The 16,850-nt window shown below is 32.6% G+C and carries 17 protein-coding genes and 1 tRNA gene; 5 read left to right on the forward strand and 13 right to left on the reverse strand.

Translation table 11 applies throughout. The features are described from left to right. The first annotated feature begins 44 nt into the window (after positions 1-44). The 3 genes from asnS to Q0820_RS01070 are packed head-to-tail and all read left to right on the forward strand — an operon-like array spanning position 45 to position 3,578. The gene (gene asnS, locus Q0820_RS01060; RefSeq protein WP_298484352.1) at positions 45-1,478 is read left to right on the forward strand and encodes an asparagine--tRNA ligase; all 1,434 of its coding nucleotides are present in this window, start codon (positions 45-47) and stop codon (positions 1,476-1,478) included. A 40-nt stretch (positions 1,479-1,518) separates the two neighbouring features. Next, positions 1,519-2,973, forward strand: a complete 1,455-nt coding sequence (rpoN, locus tag Q0820_RS01065; protein WP_298484353.1) for an RNA polymerase factor sigma-54 — start codon at positions 1,519-1,521, stop codon at positions 2,971-2,973. Further along, on the forward strand, positions 2,973-3,578 hold the full coding sequence (locus tag Q0820_RS01070; RefSeq protein WP_298484354.1) for a hypothetical protein: 606 nt from the start codon (positions 2,973-2,975) through the stop codon (positions 3,576-3,578). Before rpoN ends, Q0820_RS01070 begins: the two co-directional genes overlap by 1 nt. Before the next feature lie 155 nt (positions 3,579-3,733). Here Q0820_RS01070 and Q0820_RS01075 read toward each other — a convergent pair whose 3' ends face one another. From Q0820_RS01075 to Q0820_RS01110, 8 genes are all read right to left on the reverse strand, one after another. Next, positions 3,734-4,423 (reverse strand): porin family protein, encoded by a 690-nt coding sequence (locus tag Q0820_RS01075; RefSeq protein WP_298484355.1) that lies wholly within the window; start codon positions 4,421-4,423, stop codon positions 3,734-3,736. Between the two features lie 82 nt (positions 4,424-4,505). After that, positions 4,506-4,982, reverse strand: a complete 477-nt coding sequence (locus tag Q0820_RS01080; RefSeq protein ID WP_121063141.1) for a biopolymer transporter ExbD — start codon at positions 4,980-4,982, stop codon at positions 4,506-4,508. 19 nt (positions 4,983-5,001) lie between these two features. Beyond that, positions 5,002-5,628, reverse strand: coding sequence for a biopolymer transporter ExbD (locus Q0820_RS01085; RefSeq protein WP_298484356.1), 627 nt, complete (start codon positions 5,626-5,628; stop codon positions 5,002-5,004). Between the two features lie 18 nt (positions 5,629-5,646). Beyond that, positions 5,647-6,078 carry a hypothetical protein gene (locus tag Q0820_RS01090; RefSeq protein WP_298484357.1) on the reverse strand — a complete coding sequence of 144 codons (432 nt, stop codon included), beginning with the start codon at positions 6,076-6,078 and terminating at the stop codon, positions 5,647-5,649. 24 nt (positions 6,079-6,102) lie between these two features. Then, positions 6,103-6,849, reverse strand: a complete 747-nt coding sequence (locus tag Q0820_RS01095; RefSeq protein ID WP_121063147.1) for a MotA/TolQ/ExbB proton channel family protein — start codon at positions 6,847-6,849, stop codon at positions 6,103-6,105. 75 nt (positions 6,850-6,924) lie between these two features. Then, positions 6,925-7,012, reverse strand: a tRNA-Ser gene (locus tag Q0820_RS01100). 67 nt (positions 7,013-7,079) lie between these two features. Then, positions 7,080-8,117, reverse strand: coding sequence for an asparaginase (locus Q0820_RS01105; protein ID WP_298484358.1), 1,038 nt, complete (start codon positions 8,115-8,117; stop codon positions 7,080-7,082). Positions 8,118-8,148: 31 nt separating this feature from the next. Next, positions 8,149-8,916, reverse strand: coding sequence for a TatD family hydrolase (locus Q0820_RS01110; RefSeq protein ID WP_298484359.1), 768 nt, complete (start codon positions 8,914-8,916; stop codon positions 8,149-8,151). Between the two features lie 36 nt (positions 8,917-8,952). Here Q0820_RS01110 and Q0820_RS01115 point away from each other — a divergent pair, with 36 nt between their 5' ends. Then, complete coding sequence (locus Q0820_RS01115; RefSeq protein WP_298484360.1) at positions 8,953-9,408, forward strand: retropepsin-like aspartic protease; 456 nt, start codon at positions 8,953-8,955, stop codon at positions 9,406-9,408. 37 nt (positions 9,409-9,445) lie between these two features. Here Q0820_RS01115 and odhB read toward each other — a convergent pair whose 3' ends face one another. Then, complete coding sequence (odhB, locus tag Q0820_RS01120; RefSeq protein ID WP_298484361.1) at positions 9,446-10,660, reverse strand: 2-oxoglutarate dehydrogenase complex dihydrolipoyllysine-residue succinyltransferase; 1,215 nt, start codon at positions 10,658-10,660, stop codon at positions 9,446-9,448. 23 nt (positions 10,661-10,683) lie between these two features. Beyond that, positions 10,684-13,482 (reverse strand): 2-oxoglutarate dehydrogenase E1 component, encoded by a 2,799-nt coding sequence (locus tag Q0820_RS01125; protein ID WP_298484362.1) that lies wholly within the window; start codon positions 13,480-13,482, stop codon positions 10,684-10,686. 101 nt (positions 13,483-13,583) lie between these two features. Between Q0820_RS01125 and Q0820_RS01130 the strand changes: the two genes are divergently transcribed. Continuing rightward, on the forward strand, positions 13,584-14,105 hold the full coding sequence (locus tag Q0820_RS01130) for an alpha-ketoglutarate decarboxylase (RefSeq protein ID WP_298484363.1): 522 nt from the start codon (positions 13,584-13,586) through the stop codon (positions 14,103-14,105). A 4-nt stretch (positions 14,106-14,109) separates the two neighbouring features. Here Q0820_RS01130 and Q0820_RS01135 read toward each other — a convergent pair whose 3' ends face one another. The 3 genes from Q0820_RS01135 to Q0820_RS01145 all read right to left on the reverse strand — a co-directional run bounded on the left by Q0820_RS01135 (position 14,110) and on the right by Q0820_RS01145 (position 16,770). Continuing rightward, the gene (locus Q0820_RS01135) at positions 14,110-14,463 is read right to left on the reverse strand and encodes a hypothetical protein (RefSeq protein ID WP_298484364.1); all 354 of its coding nucleotides are present in this window, start codon (positions 14,461-14,463) and stop codon (positions 14,110-14,112) included. An 80-nt stretch (positions 14,464-14,543) separates the two neighbouring features. Continuing rightward, complete coding sequence (galE, locus tag Q0820_RS01140; protein WP_298484365.1) at positions 14,544-15,560, reverse strand: UDP-glucose 4-epimerase GalE; 1,017 nt, start codon at positions 15,558-15,560, stop codon at positions 14,544-14,546. A 55-nt stretch (positions 15,561-15,615) separates the two neighbouring features. Beyond that, positions 15,616-16,770 carry a DegT/DnrJ/EryC1/StrS aminotransferase family protein gene (locus tag Q0820_RS01145; protein WP_298484366.1) on the reverse strand — a complete coding sequence of 385 codons (1,155 nt, stop codon included), beginning with the start codon at positions 16,768-16,770 and terminating at the stop codon, positions 15,616-15,618. Positions 16,771-16,850 lie beyond the last annotated feature (80 nt).

Below are 16,850 nucleotides of genomic sequence, written 5' to 3' on the forward strand. Positions count from 1 at the left end.
TAAAAAGCATATCTTTGGCTTTTTAAATTTTGATGCATTTTAATATGAAATCTACTAGCGTAAAAGAACTCTTATCTGGCAACTTATTATTACAAGAAGTAACTGTTAATGGATGGGTTAAAACATTTAGAAGTAATCGCTTTATTGCTTTAAATGATGGATCTACTATTAACAATATACAATGTGTAGTAGACTTTGAAGAATTTGATGAATCCATTTTAAAGCAAATAGCAACTGGTGCTGCTCTAAAAATTACTGGAACTTTAGTAGAAAGCCAAGGTCGCGGTCAGAGCGTAGAAATACAAACTAAAAACATATATGTTCATGGTATTGCAGACCCAGAAACATATCCTATACAACCAAAAAAACACTCTCTTGAGTTTCTAAGAGAAAAAGCTCATTTACGTATTCGCACCAATACTTTTGCTGCTGTAATGCGTGTGCGTTCTGCATTATCTTTTGCAATTCATAATTATTTTAGACAAAACGATTTTAATTATTTTCACGCACCAATCATTACTGGTTCAGATGCAGAAGGCGCAGGAGAAATGTTTAGAGTAACAACACTAGATCAAAAAAATCCGCCCTTAACAGAAGAAGGAGAGATTAATCATAAAGAAGATTTCTTTGGTAAGGAAACCAACCTAACAGTATCTGGACAACTAGAAGCCGAAGCTTACGCAATGGCATTAGGAAAAGTTTACACCTTTGGCCCTACTTTTAGAGCAGAAAACTCTAATACATCTAGGCATTTAGCAGAATTTTGGATGATAGAACCAGAAGTTGCTTTTAATGATTTAGATGCTAATATGGATTTAGCAGAAGATTTTATTAAAGATGTAATTAACTACACATTAGAAAATTGCGCAGAAGATTTAGCCTTCTTAGAAAAGAGGTTATTAGATGAGGAAAAAACTAAGCCGCAAGCAGAACGTAGTGAAATGCCTCTTATAGAAAAATTAAAATTTGTAGCCGATAACAATTTTAAAAGAGTTAGCTATACAGAAGCAATAGACATTTTAAGAAATAGCAAACCAAATAAAAAGAAAAAATTTAGCTACCCAATAGATGCTTGGGGAGCAGATTTACAAAGTGAACATGAACGTTATTTAGTTGAAAAACACTTTAAATGTCCTGTAATTTTATTTGATTATCCTGCAGATATTAAGGCATTTTATATGCGTTTAAATGAAGATGGTAAAACAGTAAGAGCTATGGACATTCTTTTCCCTGGGATTGGAGAAATAGTTGGCGGTTCACAAAGAGAAGAGCGTTTAGATGTCTTAAAAGAAAAAATAGCTGCTTTAGGAATTGATGAAAAAGAACTTTGGTGGTATTTAGATCTAAGAAAATTTGGAAGTGCTGTTCATAGCGGATTTGGATTAGGCTTTGAGCGTTTAGTTCTTTTTGCTACAGGAATGGGTAATATTAGAGATGTAATTCCTTTTCCAAGAACCCCACAAAATGCTGAATTTTAATTCAATTTCACTAATTTAGTAGGTAGTACAAGATAAATATATGCTTAAACAACATTTACAGTTTAAATTATCTCAAAAGTTATCTCCACAGCAAATACAGCTGATGAAGTTAATACAACTACCCACACAAGCTTTTGAACAAAGACTAAAAAGAGAATTAGAAGAAAACCCTGCATTAGAAAAAGGTAAAGAAGATACCGAAAATAATGAAGAAGATTATGACGATATTTATGAAGAAACAGATAGCGAAACTATAACTGCTGAAGACATAAATATTGATGATTACTTAAGTGATGATGAGACTCCTGATTACCGCACAAAAGCAAATAACTATAGTGCAGATGAGGATGAAAAAAGTATTCCATATGCTGCTGGAACCACTTTTAATCAATATTTAATAAACCAATTAAACACGGTTAATTTAACGGATGAAGAATGGTCTATTGCCGAATTTTTAGTGGGCAGTGTCGATGAAAGTGGTTATATAAGAAGACCTGTTGCCGATATTTTAGATGATTTAGCTTTTACCCAGAATATATATACGGATGAAGATAAAATTGAAAAAGTATTTAAAATTGTTCAAGAATTAGACCCACCAGGTGTTGCTGCTAGATCCTTAGAAGAATGCTTAGTGATACAACTAAAAAGAAAAGAGGCTACATTAAACACAGAACTAGCAATAACCATTCTTGAAAAATCCTTTGATCAATTTACAAAGAAGCACTATAAGAAACTTATTCAAAAACATAATATAACAGAAGAGCAACTAAAAGACGCTATTTCTGAAATAGAGAAACTAAATCCTAAACCAGGAGGTTCTTTTGCAGGAAACAATAGACTAGTAGAACATGTAGTGCCGGATTTTTCTATTAGAATTGTAGAAGGCGAATTAGAATTAACTTTAAATGGCAGAAATGCTCCTGAATTACATGTAAGTAGAGAATACAACAACATGTTACAAGGCTATAAAGACTCTAAAGAAAAGTCCAAATCACAAAAAGATACGGTTCTATTTATTAAACAAAAATTAGATGCAGCAAAATGGTTTATTGATGCTATTAGACAGAGACAACAAACTTTGTTTATTACCATGAATGCCATTATGCATTATCAAAAAGAATACTTTTTATCTGGAGATGAGCGTAGTTTAAGACCCATGATATTAAAAGATATTGCCGACGAAATTCAAATGGATGTATCTACTGTTTCTAGAGTTGCTAATAGCAAATATGTTGATACCCCTTACGGCACAAAATTGATAAAAGAATACTTTTCTGAATCTATGAAAAATGAGCAAGGAGAAGATGTATCTACAAAAGAAATTAAAAAAATCTTAGAAACTGTTATTAAAGAAGAAGTCAAGAAAAAACCTTTAACAGATGATAAGTTAGCCGCAATTTTAAAAGAAAAAGGGTACCCTATTGCTAGAAGAACTGTTGCTAAATACAGAGAACAACTAGGAATACCTGTAGCAAGATTACGTAAAAAGATTTAATGAAGAATTTTCAAGAAGTAATTTCTTATATATTTCATCCATTATTTACACCTATAATTGGCACGCTTTCTTATTTTTTATTAACCCCTAAATACAGTCCAATACAACTACAAAGTAGTAGTATATTGCCAATTTTTATTTTAACCATTGTTATCCCTATTATATCTTATTTTATCCTAAAAAGTATAGGCGTAGTAAATACTATATTTATGCCTTCTTTACAGGAAAGAAAATACCCCCTATACATAAACATTACATTATTATTCATCATAGTCTATAAGGTTATACCATACAACTACACTAGTGAGTTATATTATTTCTTTTTAGGACTTATAGGTGCTTATTTTAGCTCTTTACTTTTATTATTTTTTAACTTTAAAAGTAGCATGCATTTAATAAGCATGGGGAGTTTATTAATGTATTTAATTAGCCTAAGCGTTCATTTTGAAATAAACATAATTCTTGGTCTTTGCTTTTTTACAATTGCTACCGGTCTAGTTGCTTCTTCAAGGTTATATTTAAAAGCACATAGTAAAGCCGAAATTTTAATTGGCTTTTTTGTAGGTGTATTTTCACAACTACTTACTATTAAATTTTGGCTGTAATTTAAATTACTATTCTACAAAAGACAAAAACGTCTCTATTTTACACCAGTTTATAGGGCATTATAAGAGACACAGTGAAATTTTTTCATTACCAGAATGATATTATAGTTCACGAAAGAAAATAATTAAGCAGAATGCTTATATATTACGCTTCACTACAAAATATAAAAAATTAAACCCACTCTCAATGGTTTCATAGTTATAGTCTCGCCGTTTAAAACAGTAGAATCATTAAACAAATTACTTAACGAGTAATGCATATGAATATTAAAGGTATTATACCCAAAACTAAAAGACAATCCATACTGAAAACTTGAAGTGTCATTATTATAAAAAGAAGACCTAACAATGTTGCCAATATATTTAGACCTTGTACTTAGCACATAGCCTAGTTTAATACCAGCATAGATTCTCCAAAACTTATAATCAGCTCCTGTAGCATTTCTCCAACGAAATTCTAAGGGCATTTCAATTACATGAGATTCTATTTTATTACGTTTATAATCTCCAGTATTATTTAATATAGAATAATCTATTCCAGAATCTGTTTCCGTGGCCCTAAGATTAGAATAGTAATTATTTAAAGCATATCCTAGACCTATACCTAAAGCCAACTTTCTAGATTTATTTAATGGTATATCTTTTATAAAACCACCTTGCAAACCGTAGGATAAATTTCTTTGATTAATTGCATCATCCTTATTAACTAAAAAGTTATAGGTAACCCCAATGTAAAATTGGTCTTCTAAAAAATTAGAATCCACAAAAGTAGAATCTATCTCTTTTTGCGCATTTACAAATAAAGAAGCAAAAACAAATACAAGAGAAATTAAAATCCGTACCATAAGGTAAAGTTACAGAAATAAAAAAGCGCCTCAAACAAAATTTGAAGCGCTTATAAAAGTTTGAAAAATTTTACTAACTAATTTAATTTTTAAATGCGTCTCCTTCGTAAGTAGTATAATTTACTTTAAGGGCATTTACTTTTCTTAATTCTAGTTTAATATCAGATATTAAACCCATATTAGCATTCTTATCCACTTTTAAAGAAGTAGTTAATACATTCTGAAGCTCTTGTGATTTCTTAGCACGCTCCATTAATATATAGTCTCCAACTTCATTTGGATTAGCGAATTTATCATTCAATTGAATTTTAGGTTCTGTACCAAATGTCTTAGTGTACTCCTTTGTAGGTGCACCAACATATATAGTAATTACCCTATCTTTTTTCTCCAATTTCTTAATCTCATTAGCTTGTGGAAGTTCATTAGCAACTTTCACAGAACTATCTTTCATAACGGTAACCGTCATAAAGAAGAATAAAAGCATAAATACAATATCTGGAAGGGATGCAGTAGATACCGCAGGCACTTCACCATCTTTCTTTTTTGCAAATTTTGACATACTGTTTTTTTAACTTTTATTAATTAGATGAAGAAGAAGTTTCTGCTTCTGAAAGCTTTTGAGGAAACAATTCTTGTATTCTCTTAACTCTCTTCTTTAAATCTTCCTTTACACTTGCATCCGTTTCTGGATTAAGATATTCTGCCTCCATGTCTGTAAAATTTCTTTTATACAAACGCTGTGCTTCTCTATTTCTTAAATCGTTATAAGCTCCAACCAATTCGTTTTGTACTGTTATATACGTACCATATTTGGTTTCTCTATCACTTTTTACAGAGATAATTGCTTTAGCAGGACTATCTGATGAACTTGCATCTCTTTTCCCTTTACAATACTTACAATAATCAGGTGAACCTGAAACTGCTCCTCCGTTATCTAAAAAAGCTGTTGCTTTTTCTCTTAACTGATTTAATTGTATTAGCTCTCCATCGGCTAATAACTGACCATCTTTGTTTAAATTAACCTGAAAGATATTTTTCTGCTTAATTACAACATCGGTCTCTGGCGGCTCAATTGGCGGTAACATACGATCCAAACCTGCATCTGTTTCAATAGTAGTAGTTACTAAGAAAAAGATTAACAGTAAGAATGCAATGTCTGCCATAGAACCGGCGCTTACTTCTGGTGCTCCCGCTCTTCTTGCCATAGTTGTTCTATTATTTTTTTATTTACTAAACATTTTTTTTACCGCTGGTATTACCAAAGATCCTACTGCGATTATAGTAAGGATATAAAATATATTTAATCCCATTCCTATTTTCTTTACAGTACTCTCATCGCTCATAGCCATAGCCTTATCATCTACATCTGTACCGCTAGCTAAAACGTAAGAAACAATTACAACTAAGAAAAATCCACCTATTACAAATAGAGCTTTCTTTATACCTTGAGGGTTTGATAATAAATTCTTAATAGTAAATACTAAACTAAATACAACTGCTGCACCTAGTAATAAATATGTAATTAAGAACATTGCTCCCATTGCACCATTTTCAACTGCCTCAGCAACAGGTACTTCACTCTCTGGAAGCATAAACCATAATACAGCTCCAATAAGCCCTACTACGATCAATACTATTTTTAATATTTTATGCATGACATTATTTGAATTTAGTCCGACTTATTTTTTGTGATCTACCAACATATCAATCAAAGAGATTGATGAATCTTCCATATCATTTACTATACTATCAATCTTAGCGATAATGTAGTTATAAAAGATTTGTAGAATAATAGCCGTAATAAGACCAAATACTGTTGTTAATAATGCTACCTGAATATCTCCTGCAATAAGAGATGCACTTAAATTACCTACAGCTGCAATCTTTTGGAAGGCTTGAATCATACCAATTACCGTACCCATGAAACCAAGCATTGGAGCAATTGCGATAAATAAAGATAACCAAGAAACATTCTTTTCTAACTGACCCATTTGTACACCACCATAAGCTACAACAGCTTTCTCAGCAGATTCTACACTTTCACCAGCTCTATCTAAACCTTGGTAATATATAGAAGCAACAGGTCCTTTTGTATTTCTACAAACTTCCTTTGCAGCTTCAACACCACCTGAAGCTAAAGCATCTTCTACTTGTTGCTTTAACTTAGAAGAGTTTGTACTCGCCAAGTTTAAATAAATAATTCTTTCAATTGCAACTGCTAAACCTAATATTAAACACAAAAGTACTATCCCCATGAAGCCAGCGCCCCCCGTGATAAACATTTCTTTTAATACTTGTGTAAAACTTTTTGCTGCTTCAGCATCTCCTTGTAATATTACAACTGCTGCTGATGTTTTTGCACTTACTGTATTTGCACTTAAAACAAATAACCCAGTCATTGCTAGGGTAGAGAATAATCTTTTCATTTTTTTCAAACTTAAATTTAGTTAGTTAATAGGGTTAAAGATAATTAAAAATTATATTATAATTAAAAAATTCTGCAGAGAGGAAGGGATTCGAACCCTCGATACCCTTTTGGGGTATACACACTTTCCAGGCGTGCGCCTTCGACCACTCGGCCACCTCTCTAGATTAGCCTTAAAGGTGTGCCAAATAACAAAAAAAATATTAGTTAGAGAAATATTCTGAGTTATTTTTAACGCATTTCTCCTCTAAGGGATGTTTCAAAAATTGTTTTAAAGGACTTTAAAGACACACCACTACCTAACATATACATTACCTTAGCTATAGCTGCTTCCGCTGTAATATCCTTACCACTAATTACTTGCATATCCCTTAACGCTTTACTCGTTTCGTACTGCCCCATTATTACACTACCTCCAGAACACTGTGTTATATTAATAATTAATATGTTATTTTTTTTTGCTTTTTTTAACAATTCTAAGAACCATTCCTCTGTAAAAACATTTCCAGCGCCATAGGTTTCTAAAATCACTGCTCTTAAATCGGATGTTTCCAAAACAGATTTTACAATTTGAGGGCTTAAACCTGGAAAAAGTTTTAATACCGCAATATTATTATTCATTTTTTTATGCACAAAAAACTTTTTAGAAGCTTTTTGTTTGAACAAATTTTCCTCATAAATCTTTAAATGAACTCCAGATTCAACTAACGGAGGATGATTTAAGGATGCAAAAGCCTCAAAATGTTCTGCATTAATTTTTGTAGTACAATTAGCCCTATATAATTTATATTCAAAATACAATCCCACTTCTTGCACAACAGCTTTCCCCTTTTCTTTTAATGCCGCAATCTGAATAGAAGTAATTAAATTTTCTTTAGCATCGGTTCTCAAATCTCCTATTGGTAATTGTGACCCTGTAAATATTACTGGTTTCGCTAAATTTTCTAACAAAAAGCTCAATGCAGAAGAAGTATAACTCATAGTATCACTCCCATGTAACACCACAAATCCATCATGAGTATTATAATTATCTTCTATTATTGTCGCTATACTTACCCAATGCTCTATGTTCATATTTGATGAGTCTATTGGATTATCAAAAGAGATCGTGTTAATAGCACAATCTAGTTGATTAAGCTCTGGTATTTTACTTAAAAGTTCATCAAAATTAAATGCCTTTAATGCTCCAGTTTCATAATCTTTAACCATACCTATAGTACCACCGGTATAAATTAATAGTATTTTACTTTTGTTATTTTTTAAACTCATATATGGTATATCCTTTTTTAAATCTAAACATTTACACCCCAAACACTTCTTTAGAATTCAATGTTGTTTGTAATGCAATTTCTTCTCTTGTCTTTTCATATATAGTTGCTACTTTTTCTAATACATTTAAAACATACAAACTTTGGTTTCTTTTACCTCTATAGGGCACAGGAGCCAAATAAGGAGCATCTGTCTCTAATACTATACACTTTACATCTATCTTATTTAAAAAAGTATCTATTTTTCCATTTTTAAAAGTAACCACACCTCCTATTCCCAGTTTCATATTATATGAAATAGCTTTTTTAGCTTGTTCTAATGTTCCTGTAAAACAATGAAATATCCCAAACAAATCCTCTCCTTTCTCTAGCTCTAAGACCTCAAAAACTTCATCAAAAGCATCTCTACAATGTATAACAATTGGAAGTTTATATTTTTTAGCTAACTGTATTTGTTCTCTAAAAGCTTCTTGCTGTTCTTTTAAAAACGTTTTATCCCAATACAAATCAATACCAATTTCACCTACCGCATAATATTTTCTTTTCTCCAATTGCTCTTCTACATGTTGCAATTCTTCTTTAAAATTTTCTTTAACATGTGTAGGGTGCAATCCAGACATTAAAAAGACATTATCTGGAAAAGATTTCTCTAGCTGTAACATAGGTTCTGTATACGTTGAATCTATTGCAGGGATAAAAAATCTTTCTATTCCATTATCTATAGCATTTTGAATAACCTCTCTACGATCCTCATCAAAAGCTTCACTATATAAATGCGTATGTGTATCTGTTATAATCATCCTGTAAAAATAGCGTTATCTTTATAAAAAGAATCTATGGCATCTCTGAAAAGTTTTTTAAATAAGAAAAACTATATTAAAGTACCACTAGTACTTACAGCAACAAATCATTTTGAAATAGTAGCCTCATTAAATGGAGCTACTGGTCGTTTTATCTTAGACACAGGAGCATCTAACACATGTGTAGGTTTTGATAAAATTACCTTTTTTAACCTTACTACCGAAGAATCTAAAATAAAGGCTGCAGGAGCAGGTGCCACAGAGATGGAAACCTTAATATCCACAAAAAACAACTTAACAATTCAGGGTTGGAAAACCAAAAAACTGAAACTTGTTTTATTTGATTTACAACACGTGAACACCGCCTTAGCATCCCACAATAGCTTACCTGTAGATGGTATAATTGGTGCAGATGTACTAAAAAAAGCAAAAGCTATAATAGATTACAGCAAAAAATGTGTTTACCTAAAACAAAAAAACCTAAAGAAATAATCTTTAGGTTTTTTTTTAAGTTATAAGGATTAAAAAACTACATTTCTAATGCTTTTTTAACGTTAGAATCCATTAGTATTTCTTCTGGATTTTCTAATGCTTCTTTTACTGCTACTAGGAAACCTACAGATTCCTTGCCATCAATAATTCTGTGATCATAAGAAAGTGCCACATACATTATTGGTGCAATTGCCACTGCTCCGTCTTTTACAACTGGTCTTTCTACAATATTATGCATTCCTAAAATAGCACTTTGTGGCGGATTAATAATTGGTGTAGATAACATAGAACCAAACACCCCTCCGTTTGTAATTGTAAAGGTACCACCAGTCATTTCATCTACAGTAATTTCTCCTTCTCTTGCACGTATGGCTAATCTCTTAACCTCTGCCTCTACTCCTCTAAAAGTTAAATTTTCAGCATTTCTAATTACAGGAACCATTAATCCTTTTGGTCCAGAAACAGCAATACTAATATCACAGAAATCATAAGAAAGCATCTCTTTACCATCTATCATAGAATTAACAGAAGGATACATCTCTAATGCACGTACTACCGCTAAAGTAAAGAAAGACATAAAACCTAAACCTACTCCATGTTTATTTTTAAAATCTTCTTTATATTGTTTTCTCAATGCAAAGATAGGCCCCATATCTACCTCATTGAAAGTAGTTAACATTGCCGTTTCATTTTTAACAGAAACTAAACGTTCTGCAACTTTACGGCGTAACATAGAAAGCTTAGACCTACTCTCTCCTCTACTACCTCCAGACGGAGTTCCCATAGATGGAACTGCACTAACCGCATCTTGTTTAGTTACTCTACCATCTTTTCCTGTTCCTTTTACAGAAGCAGCACTAACTCCTTTTTCACTAAGTATTTTCTTAGCCGCTGGAGACGCACTTCCTGTTGCATAACTTTCCTTTGCTACAGGTGCTTCTTCTTTTTTAGGAGCTTCTTTTGGCGCTTCTTCTTTCTTCTGTTCCGCTACTGCTTCACCACCTTCAGGTTTTGCAGCACTAGTATCTATTAAACAAACTACAGCACCCACCTCAACAGCATCACCAACCTCAGCTTTTAGTGTAATAATACCACTCTGCTCTGCTGGTAATTCTAAAGTAGCTTTATCTGAATCTACTTCAGCAATGGCTTGGTCTTTTTCTACATAATCACCATCTTCTACTAACCATTCTGCTATTTCTACCTCTGTTATAGACTCCCCCGGAGAAGGAACTTTCATTTCTAGAATCATTACTTATCTAATTTGATGTATTATTATTTCTTTTGTCTTGTTAAATTATCTTTGGTTTTATCAAAAACATAATCTATTACTTGTTGATGTCTCATTTTAGAACGCACAGCACTACCCGCAGCTGGTGCAGCATAAAAACGTCTTGATGCCACACGAAGTTTATGAGCATCACTAAAATGCATCATCATATGACTCCATGCCCCCATATTTCTAGGCTCTTCTTGTGCCCAAACAAAATCATCTGCATTTTTATATTTACTGATAATTGCTTTCATTTGATCTGCAGGTAAAGGAAATAATTGTTCTACTCGAACCAAAGCAACATCCTCTCTATTATCTTCCTCTTTTACCGCTAATAAATCATAATAAAACTTACCAGTACAGAATACTACCGACTTTACTTTTGCAGCACTTACAGTAGCATCATCTATAACTTCTTTAAAACCTCCTTCAACAAACTCTTCTACAGGAGAAACTGCTTTTGGATGCCTTAGCAAACTCTTAGGTGTAAAAATTATTAATGGCTTTCTGAAATTCGCTTTCATTTGCCTACGCATAATATGAAACATTTGCGCTGGTGTACTAACATCTGCGATATACATATTATCTCTTGCACACAATTGTAAATAGCGCTCCATTCTAGCAGAAGAATGTTCCGCTCCTTGCCCTTCATAACCGTGAGGCAAAAGCATTACTAATCCGTTTTGTAATTTCCACTTATCTTCTGCTGCAGAAATATACTGATCTAGCATTATTTGAGCTCCATTACTAAAATCTCCAAATTGTGCTTCCCATATAGTTAATGTATTAGGGCTCGCCATGGCATAACCATAATCAAAACCTACCACACCGTATTCAGACAACAAAGAGTTATAAATTTGAAACTTTCCTTGATCTCCACTTATGGCGTTTAACAATAAAACCTCCTCTTCACTTTCTTCCACTTTCATTACCGCATGACGGTGAGAAAAAGTACCTCTTTCTACATCTTGACCAGACATTCTTACATCATAGCCTTCTTTTAATAAAGAGCCGTAAGCCAAAAGCTCTCCCATAGCCCAATCTAACTTATTAGATTCGAAGAACATTTTTTTCCTATCTCTTATTAATTTTTCAACCTTTCTTAAGAATTTTTTATCTGATGGAAGCTCTGTAATTACTTTAGCAATTTCAGTTAACTCTTTAGCACTAAATGTAGTATCTATAGGTTTCATCATTTCCCATTCACGAACATTTTCAAATCCGCTCCATTCATCTGCCATGAAAGGGGTTATAACTGTTTTATCTTCTTTTCTAGAATCTACCAACTCTTCCTCTAATGAAGCTTTATATTGGTTTTCTAATTCTTTTACATAATCTGCACCTATTACACCTTCTGCAATTAATTTAGCCGCATAAATATCTCTTGGATTTTTATGCTTGGCTATGGCTTTATATAATTTAGGTTGCGTAAATCTAGGCTCATCCCCTTCATTATGTCCATACTTACGGTATCCTAGTAAATCTATAAATACATCTCTACTAAAACGCATTCTATATTCTAATGCAAATAGGAAAGAGTGCACTACAGCCTCAGGATCATCTGCATTTACATGTAAAACAGGGCTCAAAGTAACTTTACCAACATCTGTACAATACGTTGAAGACCTAGCGTCTAAATAATTCGTAGTAAACCCTATTTGGTTATTTACCACGACATGAATTGTACCTCCTGTTTTATACCCATCTAATGTTGCCATTTGCACAACTTCATAAACCAAACCTTGCCCTGCAATTGCAGCATCTCCATGCACTACAATTGGTAATACTTTAGAGAAATTATCCTTATAATGCGCATCTTGCTTAGCCCTTGCAATACCTTCTACAACAGCACCAACCGTTTCTAAATGCGATGGGTTTGGCGCAATATTCATTTTTATTTTATTACCATTATCAGACATACGGTCCGAGGTCCAACCCAAATGGTATTTTACATCTCCATCAAAAATCTCTTCTTCATAATCTTTTCCATCAAACTCACTAAAAATATCTTTAGCAGATTTACCAAAAATATTAGTTAAAACATTTAGTCTTCCACGGTGAGCCATTCCCATTACAAATTGCTCTACTCCCATTTCGGCAGCTCTCTCTACAATTGCATCTAACCCTGGTATTAAGGACTCATTCCCTTCTAAAGAGAATCTTTTTTGACCTACATATTTGGTATGCAAAAAGCTTTCAAAAGAAACCGCTTGATTTAACTTTTTTAGTATATGCTTTTTCCCATCAGCATCTAGCTTAGGTCTATTATCATTAACATTTAGCCAATTTTGAATCCATTTTACGCGTTCAGGATTACGTATATACATATACTCTACACCAATAGCATCGCAATATATACTTTTTAAGTTTTTAATAATTTCTCTTAAAGAACTTGGCCCTATACCAATTATTTCTCCCGCATTAAAAACAGTATCTAAATCGTTTTCTGAAAGGCCAAAGTTTTCAATATCTAGGCTTGGAGTATACTTACGTCTTTCCCTTACAGGATTAGTCTCTGTAAACAAATGACCTCTAGTTCTATACCCATCTATTAAGCCTATTATATGAAATTCTTTTTGCAAGGATTCTGGCACTTCTATTTTTTGCCCATTGGCATCAATTATTGCTCCACTACTTGGTGCAATATCAAGCTCATCTATAGAACTCTCCATACCAAAATCAAACCCTTGAAAGAATGCTCTCCAACTTGGCTCTACACTATCTGGGCTTACTAAATATTTGTCATATAACTCTGCAAAAAAAGAGGTATGCACAGCATTTAAAAAGGAATATTTATCCATGAATTTTTTTCTGTAACTTTAGAACAAATTTTATCAAAAATACAACTTTTACCATTTCTAGTAGTATATTAGGTGTTATTATTAGCAATAAATAAACATTTATGATTAAAAAGAGTAAAACCTTATTAAAAAGCCTGTTTATCTTTCTTTTTTTTGCGTTTAGCAATACTTTCTGCTTTTCTCAAAACGCTACTTCACAGAGCTCATTCTGGCAAAATGTAAGATTTGGAGGCGGCATTGGCCTAGGATTTACTAACGGAGGTTTTAACGGGTCTATATCTCCTAGCGCAATTTATGATGTAAATAATTATTTTTCTGCTGGTGTTGGTCTATCTGTAAACTATGCTAAATATGATACTAATAAGTTTTTAGCATACGGTGGCAGCATTGTTACTTTTTACAACCCATTACCTTTATTACAATTATCTGCAGAAATAGAACAATTAAGGGTTAACGAAAGTAATGCAATATTTGAAAACGATTATTGGTCTCCTGCTTTGTTTTTAGGCGCCGGGTATAGAAGCAACAATGTTACTTTTGGCATTAGATATGATGTACTATACGATGACAACAAAAGTATTTACGCTAATGCATGGATGCCTTTTGTAAGAGTCTATTTCTAAAAAACTAACCATACTTTGCCTTTAGTCTTACTTTTTGAAATTCTCTCTTTAGGATTAAAAAAGAGACTTGTTCTGCTACCTCCACAACATCTGTTACTTTAACTCCCTTAAACACTTTCTCAGGAACATCTATAACATATAACAAATTAAGATAGTCATTAAATTTTTCCATGATGAGAAGATACAATTTCTCATGAAGCAACCTTTGTAGCTCTATATTTTTAATATCCTCTGGCACATCAAAAGGAACATTTGCTAAAGAAAAATCTTTAGTTAGTTGCGCAACTAAATTAGCATACAACAATTCTTTTACTGCTTGTTGTAATACCTCTTCACTATTGTTATAGTTCTCTTCCAAAAACACTTATTCTCTAAAATATAAAAACAGGAGAAATATAAATATGTTTCTCCTGTTTAATAAAATTACATTCCCTTTAATTAACTTCTTATTTTCTGCTCCCAATCCCAAGCAGACTTCATTGCTTCATCTAAAGAATATTGAGATTTCCAACCTAAAACCTCATTTGCTTTAGTTGTATCTGCATAAGCAGTAGTAATATCTCCTGCTCTTCTATCTACTATTTTGTAATTTAATTTTTTGCCAGATACTTTTTCAAAGCTCTTAATTACCTCCAAAACAGTACTCCCCTTTCCTGTCCCTACATTAAATACTTCATAATTATCAGAGTTTTTACCTTCTAATAATCTTTTTAATGCCAAAACATGCGCTTTTGCCAAATCTACTACATATATATAATCCCTAACACATGTACCATCAGATGTAGGATAATCATCTCCAAAAACAGATAATTGCTCTCTAAGACCTGCACCTGTTTGTGTTATAAAAGGCACTAAATTCTGTGGCACTCCAATTGGTAATTCCCCAATCTGAACACTTGGGTGCGCACCCATTGGGTTAAAGTATCGTAATGCTATTGCATTTAAGTTTGCATTTACTTTACAAGTATCTGCAATTATTTCTTCTCCCATTTGTTTGGTATTACCATAAGGAGATTCTGCCTGTTTTACTGGAGCACTCTCTGTTATTGGCATTTCATCTGCTTGCCCATAAACTGTACAAGAAGAGCTAAAAATAAAACTAGCTTTGTTTTTAGCTGCTAACTCTTTTAGTAGATATACTAATGTTCCTATGTTATTTTCATAATACAATAATGGCTTTTCTACACTCTCGCCAACAGCTTTTGATGCCGCAAAATGAATAACACCTTGTACATCTGCATGCCGTTTAAAAAAATCTTCTACTTTAGATTTTTCTTTTAAATCTATTTTTTCAAATAAGGGTGTCTTTCCAGTAATAGTAGTAATTCCTTCCAAAACTTTCTCAGAAGAATTAGAGCAATCATCAATAATTACTACTTCATAACCTTCATTTTGTAATTCTACTACCGTATGCGAGCCTATAAACCCAAGACCTCCAGTAACTAGTATTTTCATTTATTTTTATTTTATGGTAAATGTTTAGACTTTGCAATAATACTATTAAACCTTTTTATTCATTAACAAAACCGATAACTGCATTAGTTATATAGCTAATCTGCTCATCATCTAACTCCGTATGCATTGGTAAAGAGATTACTTCCTTTACAAGTTGATTTGTTATTGTAAAATTCTCTTCTAAATACCTTTCATCTTCATAGGCTTTTTGCTTATGTAAAGGAATAGGATAATAAACACCACAAGGAATATTTTTTTCACTAAGGTGCTTTACTAATGCATCTCTTTTTCCGTTAGTTATTCTTAATGTATATTGATGAAAAACATGACAATCACAATCTTTACAAATTTTATTGCAACCATTAGACATAGCAGGGATTACTATATTTTTCACTCCTTTAAAAACCTCTGAATACTTTCTTGCAGCCGTTCTTCTAGAATCACAATAAGCATTTAGCTTAGGCAACTTTGCACTTAAAACTGCTGCCTGTATAGAGTCTAATCTAGAGTTTACACCTACAACGTCATGGTGGTATCTTTCATACATACCATGATTAACAATACCTCTTAAGGTATGTGCTAAGGCATCGTCATTGGTAAATATTGCACCTCCATCTCCATAGCAACCTAAATTTTTAGAAGGAAAAAAACTAGTGGAACCTACATGACCAATTGTTCCTGCTTTTTGTTTACTCCCATCTTTAAAAGTATACTCTGCTCCAATAGCCTGAGCATTATCTTCAATTACAAAAAGATTATGCTTATCCGCTATTTCTAAAATAGCATCCATATTAGCGCATTGTCCAAATAAATGTACTGGTACAATTGCTTTTGTTTTTGGAGTTATTGCTTTTTCTATAGCTACAGGGTCTATATTAAAAGTATCTAACTCAACATCTACTAAAACTGGTGTTAATTGCAACAAACCAATTACCTCAACAGTAGCTGCAAAAGTAAAATCTGCTGTTATAACCTCATCTCCTGGTTGTAGTCCCAACCCCATCATTGCAATCTGTAAAGCATCGGTACCATTAGCACATGGTATTACATGTTTTACGCCTAAATATTCTTCTAATTCTTTCTGAAAAGCATGTACATGAGGTCCATTAATGTATGTAGAAGATTCTAAAATTTGCGTAATGGATGTATTTACTTGTTCTTTAAGAGATTGGTATTGCCCTTGAAGGTCTACCATCTGAATTTTTCTCATTTGCTCTTATTAAGTGTATAAAATTACAAAAAATTAAGGCAGCTCTACCAATGATTTTAGGGAAAGAAACGTATTTTAGC

The sequence above is a fragment of the uncultured Maribacter sp. genome (assembly GCF_947495965.1).
Classification (GTDB): Bacteria; Bacteroidota; Bacteroidia; order Flavobacteriales; family Flavobacteriaceae; genus Maribacter_B.

Excerpts from the sequence above, each read along its gene's own strand:
- asnS (WP_298484352.1), top strand. The coding sequence starts at position 45 with ATGAAATCTACTAGCGTAAAAGAACTCTTATCTGGCAACTTATTATTA.
- rpoN (WP_298484353.1), top strand. The coding sequence starts at position 1,519 with ATGCTTAAACAACATTTACAGTTTAAATTATCTCAAAAGTTATCTCCA.
- Q0820_RS01070 (WP_298484354.1), top strand. The coding sequence starts at position 2,973 with ATGAAGAATTTTCAAGAAGTAATTTCTTATATATTTCATCCATTATTT.
- Q0820_RS01075 (WP_298484355.1), bottom strand. The coding sequence starts at position 4,423 with ATGGTACGGATTTTAATTTCTCTTGTATTTGTTTTTGCTTCTTTATTT.
- Q0820_RS01080 (WP_121063141.1), bottom strand. The coding sequence starts at position 4,982 with ATGTCAAAATTTGCAAAAAAGAAAGATGGTGAAGTGCCTGCGGTATCT.
- Q0820_RS01085 (WP_298484356.1), bottom strand. The coding sequence starts at position 5,628 with ATGGCAAGAAGAGCGGGAGCACCAGAAGTAAGCGCCGGTTCTATGGCA.
- Q0820_RS01090 (WP_298484357.1), bottom strand. The coding sequence starts at position 6,078 with ATGCATAAAATATTAAAAATAGTATTGATCGTAGTAGGGCTTATTGGA.
- Q0820_RS01095 (WP_121063147.1), bottom strand. The coding sequence starts at position 6,849 with ATGAAAAGATTATTCTCTACCCTAGCAATGACTGGGTTATTTGTTTTA.
- Q0820_RS01105 (WP_298484358.1), bottom strand. The coding sequence starts at position 8,117 with ATGAGTTTAAAAAATAACAAAAGTAAAATACTATTAATTTATACCGGT.
- Q0820_RS01110 (WP_298484359.1), bottom strand. The coding sequence starts at position 8,916 with ATGATTATAACAGATACACATACGCATTTATATAGTGAAGCTTTTGAT.
- Q0820_RS01115 (WP_298484360.1), top strand. The coding sequence starts at position 8,953 with ATGGCATCTCTGAAAAGTTTTTTAAATAAGAAAAACTATATTAAAGTA.
- odhB (WP_298484361.1), bottom strand. The coding sequence starts at position 10,660 with ATGATTCTAGAAATGAAAGTTCCTTCTCCGGGGGAGTCTATAACAGAG.
- Q0820_RS01125 (WP_298484362.1), bottom strand. The coding sequence starts at position 13,482 with ATGGATAAATATTCCTTTTTAAATGCTGTGCATACCTCTTTTTTTGCA.
- Q0820_RS01130 (WP_298484363.1), top strand. The coding sequence starts at position 13,584 with ATGATTAAAAAGAGTAAAACCTTATTAAAAAGCCTGTTTATCTTTCTT.
- galE (WP_298484365.1), bottom strand. The coding sequence starts at position 15,560 with ATGAAAATACTAGTTACTGGAGGTCTTGGGTTTATAGGCTCGCATACG.
- Q0820_RS01145 (WP_298484366.1), bottom strand. The coding sequence starts at position 16,770 with ATGAGAAAAATTCAGATGGTAGACCTTCAAGGGCAATACCAATCTCTT.